Origin of the sequence: uncultured Pedobacter sp., from assembly GCF_913776295.1 — a bacterium.
Taxonomy (GTDB): Bacteria; Bacteroidota; Bacteroidia; order Sphingobacteriales; family Sphingobacteriaceae; genus Pedobacter.
Window position 1 is genome coordinate 168,118 of the sequence record NZ_CAJYOJ010000039.1, and the last position, 6,744, is coordinate 174,861.

Consider the following 6,744-nt stretch of genomic DNA (forward strand, 5'->3'; position numbering starts at 1 on the left):
CCGATACGCACTAAAACCTGCTTTCCAAAATAAAAACATCCAAGTTGACTTGCAAAGTTATGCCGTTTCCCATCCTCAAGAAACTTCTCAAGTCTCCGCCTATACCTTAATCTTAACGATATTTTCTATCGAAAACCAAAAATTTTAAATATAAAAAGCAAATTTAATTGGCAACAATAGGGATATCAGCTTATTTTTTAGCATATTTGAGCTCATATCAAATAATTAATAATATAAAGAAATTTAAAATGAAAGTAGCAGTAGTGGGTGCCACCGGGTTGGTTGGCACTGTCATGTTAAAAGTATTGGAGGAAAGAAATTTCCCTTTAACAGAGTTAATTCCCGTAGCATCAGAAAAGAGTGTTGGTAAGGAAATTACTTTTAAGGGTAAGAAGTTCCCAATTGTTAGCATGGATACTGCAATCAGCATGAAACCGGATATCGCCTTGTTTTCAGCAGGTGGAAATACTTCATTAGAGCATGCACCCCGTTTTAAAGAAGCCGGAACAACTGTTATTGATAATTCTTCTGCCTGGAGAATGGACCCTGCAATTAAATTAATTGTACCAGAAGTTAATGCACACGAACTTTCTATTGATAACAAGATCATTGCTAACCCGAACTGTTCTACCATTCAAATGGTGGTGGTTTTAAAACCTTTACACGATAAATACAAAATTAAACGTGTAATCGTTTCTACTTACCAATCGGTTACCGGCACTGGGGTTAAAGCAGTTGAGCAGTTGATGAACGAGCGCAAAGGCATTGATGGTCCTAAAGCTTATCCTTATGAAATCGACCTGAATGTACTTCCACACATTGATGTTTTCACCGATAACGGATATACCAAAGAAGAAATGAAAATGGTGAAGGAAACGAACAAAATCATGAGCGATAACAACATTAAAGTTACCGCTACAACGGTTCGTATTCCGGTTATGGGCGGTCACTCAGAATCGGTTAATATTGAGTTCGAGAACGATTTCGATCTAGCCGAAGTGCGTAGTATTTTAGAAAAAGCGCCGGGCGTAATTGTGGTGGATGATGTTGCTAACCTGAAATATCCGATGCCAAAAGATGCGCATGAGAAAGACGAAGTGTTTGTAGGCCGTATCCGTAGAGATGAATCGGCACCAAAAGCATTAAACCTTTGGATTGTTGCCGATAATTTGCGTAAAGGTGCGGCAACCAATGCCGTTCAAATTGCCGAATATCTGGTTCAGAAAGAACTGGTTTAACTCATAAATTAAATAAAAGCCTCGATTTATCGGGGCTTTTTTATGCGCTCTATTATGAAAAATTTTCCAATCGCTTTAATTTATTCCAGGTTGCTTATCGGTTTTGGGATTATTTTATTAAGCATTTTCCACGTTCATCATTATTCTTTTTTAGCCATTACTTTATTATCTGTTGGATTATTAACCGACATATTTGACGGGATCATCGCCCGCAAGCTGCATATCTCTTCAGAGAAGTTAAGGCGCTTGGATTCAGGCATTGATCAGGTATTTTTTATTTCGGTTGCAGTCGCCACTTATGTCCAATGTCCTGATTTCTTTAAAATCAACCTCATCAAATTGCTTGTTCTTGGTGCTTTTGAAGCTTCAACCTATGCATTAAGTTATATTAAATTCAAAAAGGAAATTGCCACACACTCAATAGGTGCTAAAATCTGGACGCTAACCATTTTCGCAACCTTGGTCGAAATTATGGTGCATTGCGAATCTGTAGTGCTATTTGAAATTTGTTTTTGGCTCGGCCTGGCTACCAGATTAGAAATAATTGCCATTGTACTGACCCTTAAAAAATGGACCAATGATGTACCATCGATTTATCATGCCGTAAAGCTCAGACAGGGAAAAGAGATTAAACGAAATAAATTATTTAATGGTTAACTCATTCAAATCAAAATATAAAATTCTGTGATTATAATCCCTTTTTTATATATAATTTAGTGATTATAATCTCTTTTTTATATGTAATTTAGTGATTAGCGCAAATTTCATTATATTTGAGACAAGAGAAAATATAATGAAATGATTGTCAGAAATCTACAAAAACATATTGAATCGAAGTTTTTTAAACGAAAAGCCATTATTGTTACAGGCGCGAGGCAAGTGGGTAAAACCACTATGTTGAAGCAATTGGTACAAAAAACCGGATTACCATTTGTTTTTCTAAATTGTGATGAGTCGAGCATACGTACTACCTTAACTGATATCAGCATTGAAAGACTGAAATCAATCATTGGATCCAATAAAATAATTTTTATCGACGAGGCGCAGCGTGTTACCAATATTGGTTTAACACTTAAACTGATTGTTGACCACTTTACCGATGTACAGCTTTTGGTTACAGGCTCTTCATCATTGGATCTGGCTACGGGTATTAAAGAGCCGTTGACCGGCAGGAAATTTGAATACCACCTCTACCCTTTTTCGCTTGCCGAACTCGTTGATGATACCAATGTGCTGATTGAAGAACAGGCATTGGAGAAAAGACTGATATACGGAACTTATCCTGATGCAATCAATTATCCTGGAGAAGAAAAGGAACTATTATTAAATCTGGCGAATAGCTATCTTTTTAAAGATATTTTATCGCTTACAGGCATCAGAAAACCCTTACAACTCGAAAAACTGGTACAGGCACTGGCGCTACAGATTGGCAATGAAGTTTCTTATACCGAACTCGGACAGATGATAGAAGCTGATAAATTAACCGTTGAGCGTTACATTGATTTACTGGAGCAATGTTTTGTGGTATTTAGGTTAAGTGCCTACAGCAGTAGCCTAAGGAACGAAATTAAAAAGAGCAAAAAAATTTACTTTTACGATACAGGGATACGTAATGCCCTGATTGAAAACTTTAATAACCTGGGTTTAAGACAGGATGCCGGTCAGCTTTTCGAGAATTACATTATATCCGAACATATTAAGGCCAATCACAACAAAAGAAAGCTTGCCAAATATTATTTTTGGCGCAGTTTTCAACAGCAGGAAATTGATTTAATAGAAGAAATTCATGGAAAAATAAATGCGATAGAGATTAAATGGAACGAAAATAAAAAAGTCAGGTTTCCATCAACCTTTTTAGATGCATACCCCACCAACGAAACACGCGTTATAAACAAAGCCAATTACACCAGTTTTCTGTTGTAAATAACCTTCCTTACAGAATGAAATTTTTAAAGATATTATCTCTATTGTTCTGCATAGCAACTTTAGCAAATGCTCAAAACAGGATTCAAAACATCGAAAAAGCTTTTAACCATTTATTAAGCGACGAACAGGCAAAACATGCCCTGGTATCGCTTTGCATTCTGGATGCCAATACAGGCAAAACATTATATGCCAAAAATGAGCAGATTGGTTTGGCTACTGCATCGACCTTAAAAACCATCACCGCAGCTACTGCATTTAGCATCTTAGGAAAAGATTTCCAATACCAGACCACTTTGGGCTACACCGGCTCCGTTACCACCGATGGAACCCTGAAGGGCAACCTCATGATCATTGGCAGTGGGGATCCCACCTTGGGTTCTTGGCGTTATCAGAACAAAGAAAATACTGTTTTAACCACCTGGGTCGCAGCCATAAAAGCGGCAGGTATCAAAAAAATTGAGGGTGCTGTAATTGGTGATGACCGTATTTTTGGCACGCAAACCACACCTGAAGGTTGGGTTTGGCAGGATATTGGCAATTATTACGGCGCGGGAACATCAGGTTTAGCCTGGCGGGAAAATCAGTTTGATATCCACATGAAACCGGGAAGTAGTACATCAGATGAAGTAAAAATTGTAAAAACAGTTCCGGCTACTCCATACATTCAAATCGTAAATGAACTGAAAACCGGCGCGTCAGGTACCGGCGACAGAAGTTATGCCTTTCTCCCACCCTATGGCAATGTGGCTTACCTACGCGGGAGCTGGGGAATGGGTATTGCTAAAAAAGGTATTTCGGTTGCCTTGCCAGATCCTGCATTTGATTGTGCTTACCGTTTGGCGGATACATTGAAAAGACTGGGGATTTCTACCAGCCAGCAAGCCACCACCACCAGGTTAATGAACCTGAATAATCAGGTTATACCTCCTGTTACACAAAAAATAAGCACCATCAGTTCACCAGGTTTAAGCGAGATTATCTATTGGTTTTTAAAGAAAAGCATCAATTTATATGGCGAATCGCTTTTAAAAACCATCGCCTTAAAATCAGGCAAAGATGCGACAACAAGCAAAGGTGCAGAAGCGGAGATTAATTTCTGGGGAGATAAGGGCATTGACAGAACTGCATTGAATATTATTGACGGAAGCGGCCTTTCTCCGGGCGATAGGGTTACGACTTAGGCAATGGCCAATATCCTTTTCCAGATTCAAAAAGAAAACTGGTTTTCTGATTATTACAAAGCGCTGCCAGAATACAATGGCATGAAAATTAAAAGTGGCACCATCAACGATGTTTCGGCATTTGCCGGCTATCATACTGATGCTGTTGGAAACAAATATGTCGTAGTGATCAACATTAATAATTATAGCGGAAACAGTATCAACAAAAAGTTGTTTAAGGTATTGGATGAACTAAAATAACCCTTATTAATATGACTTTTTTTGTGAAAAACCTGCAAGCGGTTGATGGATTGATTTCGAATCTTTATAAAGATATTTCTGTGGAGGAAATGACTAAAAAGATTACCGAGTTATTTAAATTACAGGGCTATAAAGTTATTGATCAACAATTTGGGAATTTAATTTTAGAAAAAGGTAGCCGCACCAAAAGACTCATACTGGTCGCATTTACAACCTATTATAAATTTAGCGTAACCATGATGCAGGGAAACGAAAATGAACTTACGGTGAATGTTTTTCAGCAATCCAGCGGCATGTCTGGCGGTTTAATTGGTATGAACCAGATCAAAACAGAATTAAAGCGTTTAAATTTTATTTTTTCGAATATTTAGCTTAGTGCATTTTGGAAATTTTAATGATATATTACCAGTAGTCTAATTCATGCAACTCAATTTACGTGCCTTTCAATCAACTGATGTGAATGATCTTGTTAAACATGCCAATAACTACAACATCTCTAAAAACCTAACCAATAAATTTCCATTTCCCTACGAAAAAAAAGATGGAGAAGCTTTTATTCAATTGGCCTCAAGTCACGATCCCTTACAGATCAAAGCCATTGTGTTGAATAATGAAGTAATTGGATCAATAGGTGTGCATCAACTGGCAGACATTTATTGCAAAAGTGCAGAAATGGGGTATTGGATCGGGGAAGAGCATTGGGGTAAAGGCATCGTTACGCTTGTGATAAAAGAAATGCTTCATTATGGTTTCGAAACCTTTGAGATCGAAAGGATTTTCGCCAGGACATCACACACCAATCTGGTCTCACAAAGAGTTTTACAGAAATCGGGTTTTGTCTTCGAAGCCGAATTAAAGGGAACTATATTTAAAAACGGCGAATATTTTGATGAGCTGATTTTTGGTTTCAGGAAAAATCAACTGATCTAAATGCTCATTAAAACTTTTGCTAAACCCGGCACTTATTGCGTAAATTCGCACGAAACAAAAACAACAAAGTAATGAAATTATCAATCAAATCAATAGTGCTGTTTGTGGCACTTTTGGGTGTAGCAGATTTCGCAAATGCGCAGGAAGCCAGATTTCCACAAGCCAGTAGTGGCCAAACACTGGTTCAGGATTTTGGATTGGGCAAAATAACCTTAACGTATTCACGTCCGAATGTAAAAAGCCGCAAAATTTTTGGTGGTATAGAACCGATGGGTGTAGTTTGGCGTAACGGTGCAAATGCTGCTACGAGGATTAAATTTACCGACGACGTTAAAATTGAAGGCAAAGATTTACCAGCAGGTGAATATAGCTTGTTCAGTATCCCTGGTAAAAATGAGTGGACCGTTATTTTCAATAAAACTGCCGACCAATGGGGTGCATACGATTATAAGGAAAGTGACGACGTACTCCGGGTAAAGGTAAAAACGATTGCTTTAAAAGATAAAGTGGAAACTTTAACCATGCAATTCTCATCGGTTAATGAAACTTCGGCTATTTTAAACATGATGTGGGAAAATAGTGCATATGCCGTTAATATTACCACTTCCATTGATGAAAAAGTAATGGCCAATATTGCCGAAGCCATGAAAGGTGACAAGAAACCCTATTTTGCCGCGGCACAATATTATTTTCAGCATGGAAAAGATTTAAAACAGGCTTTGGAATGGATGACGGAAGCAGAAAAATCGGATCCAAAAGCGCCCTGGTTTAAACTTTGGAAAGGTCGCATTCAATTAAAAATGGGCGACAAAGCAGCGGCTGCAGCTACTGCACAACAAGGAATTGAGGTTGCAAAAGCAGCAAAGGTTGATGAATATGTTCGTCTAAATTCCGAACTTTTGGCGGAGGCTAAAAAATAAAGAAGTTCTATTTCGGTCGGTGAGACACCGACCGATAAATATCACCCCTTCAATGCCTCTTGATCTTATAGCTATAGCATCAGAATGACGGCATCTTCAGCACAGGCATTGTTTCCTATAATTTACCAAACCTAAGTCATTTAAACCCGATTGAAATGAAAAGCCCGCAATCCCGATTTTTCATCCTACCGTGTGGACACAAATATTTTTAGTTTTGTAGATGTTATTATCAAATGGGTATAGAGATTGTTTTCCAGACAAGCGTTTAAATAGCCGTTGTGGCGAGGTTATAAATAATTTATTTACCAA

General features: G+C 37.9%; 8 protein-coding genes. All 8 read left to right on the plus strand.

Annotated elements, in window-relative coordinates; all coding sequences use genetic code 11:
- Nucleotides 1-248: 248 nt before the first annotated feature.
- Nucleotides 249-1,238, plus strand: coding sequence for an aspartate-semialdehyde dehydrogenase (locus tag QZ738_RS07470; protein ID WP_090501707.1), 990 nt, complete (start codon nt 249-251; stop codon nt 1,236-1,238).
- Between the two features lie 54 nt (nt 1,239-1,292).
- Nucleotides 1,293-1,895, plus strand: coding sequence for a CDP-alcohol phosphatidyltransferase family protein (locus QZ738_RS07475; RefSeq protein WP_293786163.1), 603 nt, complete (start codon nt 1,293-1,295; stop codon nt 1,893-1,895).
- A gap of 141 nt (nt 1,896-2,036) precedes the next feature.
- Nucleotides 2,037-3,161, plus strand: a complete 1,125-nt coding sequence (locus tag QZ738_RS07480) for an ATP-binding protein (protein WP_293786165.1) — start codon at nt 2,037-2,039, stop codon at nt 3,159-3,161.
- 17 nt (nt 3,162-3,178) lie between these two features.
- Nucleotides 3,179-4,345, plus strand: a complete 1,167-nt coding sequence (gene dacB / locus QZ738_RS07485; RefSeq protein WP_293786167.1) for a D-alanyl-D-alanine carboxypeptidase/D-alanyl-D-alanine-endopeptidase — start codon at nt 3,179-3,181, stop codon at nt 4,343-4,345.
- Between the two features lie 3 nt (nt 4,346-4,348).
- Nucleotides 4,349-4,585, plus strand: a complete 237-nt coding sequence (locus QZ738_RS07490) for a hypothetical protein (RefSeq protein ID WP_293786169.1) — start codon at nt 4,349-4,351, stop codon at nt 4,583-4,585.
- Between the two features lie 11 nt (nt 4,586-4,596).
- On the plus strand, nt 4,597-4,956 hold the full coding sequence (locus QZ738_RS07495) for a hypothetical protein (RefSeq protein ID WP_293786171.1): 360 nt from the start codon (nt 4,597-4,599) through the stop codon (nt 4,954-4,956).
- Nucleotides 4,957-5,005: 49 nt separating this feature from the next.
- Nucleotides 5,006-5,515: a GNAT family protein gene (locus QZ738_RS07500; RefSeq protein WP_293786173.1), complete on the plus strand. Its 510-nt coding sequence runs from the start codon at nt 5,006-5,008 to the stop codon at nt 5,513-5,515.
- A 71-nt stretch (nt 5,516-5,586) separates the two neighbouring features.
- The gene (locus QZ738_RS07505; RefSeq protein WP_293786175.1) at nt 5,587-6,435 is read left to right on the plus strand and encodes a DUF2911 domain-containing protein; all 849 of its coding nucleotides are present in this window, start codon (nt 5,587-5,589) and stop codon (nt 6,433-6,435) included.
- Nucleotides 6,436-6,744 lie beyond the last annotated feature (309 nt).

What these genes read in the sequence shown, in the direction of transcription:
- QZ738_RS07500 (WP_293786173.1), top strand. Translation starts at nt 5,006, where the DNA reads ATGCAACTCAATTTACGTGCCTTTCAATCAACTGATGTGAATGATCTT.
- QZ738_RS07475 (WP_293786163.1), top strand. Translation starts at nt 1,293, where the DNA reads ATGAAAAATTTTCCAATCGCTTTAATTTATTCCAGGTTGCTTATCGGT.
- QZ738_RS07490 (WP_293786169.1), top strand. Translation starts at nt 4,349, where the DNA reads ATGGCCAATATCCTTTTCCAGATTCAAAAAGAAAACTGGTTTTCTGAT.
- QZ738_RS07495 (WP_293786171.1), top strand. Translation starts at nt 4,597, where the DNA reads ATGACTTTTTTTGTGAAAAACCTGCAAGCGGTTGATGGATTGATTTCG.
- QZ738_RS07470 (WP_090501707.1), top strand. Translation starts at nt 249, where the DNA reads ATGAAAGTAGCAGTAGTGGGTGCCACCGGGTTGGTTGGCACTGTCATG.
- QZ738_RS07480 (WP_293786165.1), top strand. Translation starts at nt 2,037, where the DNA reads ATGATTGTCAGAAATCTACAAAAACATATTGAATCGAAGTTTTTTAAA.
- QZ738_RS07505 (WP_293786175.1), top strand. Translation starts at nt 5,587, where the DNA reads ATGAAATTATCAATCAAATCAATAGTGCTGTTTGTGGCACTTTTGGGT.
- dacB (WP_293786167.1), top strand. Translation starts at nt 3,179, where the DNA reads ATGAAATTTTTAAAGATATTATCTCTATTGTTCTGCATAGCAACTTTA.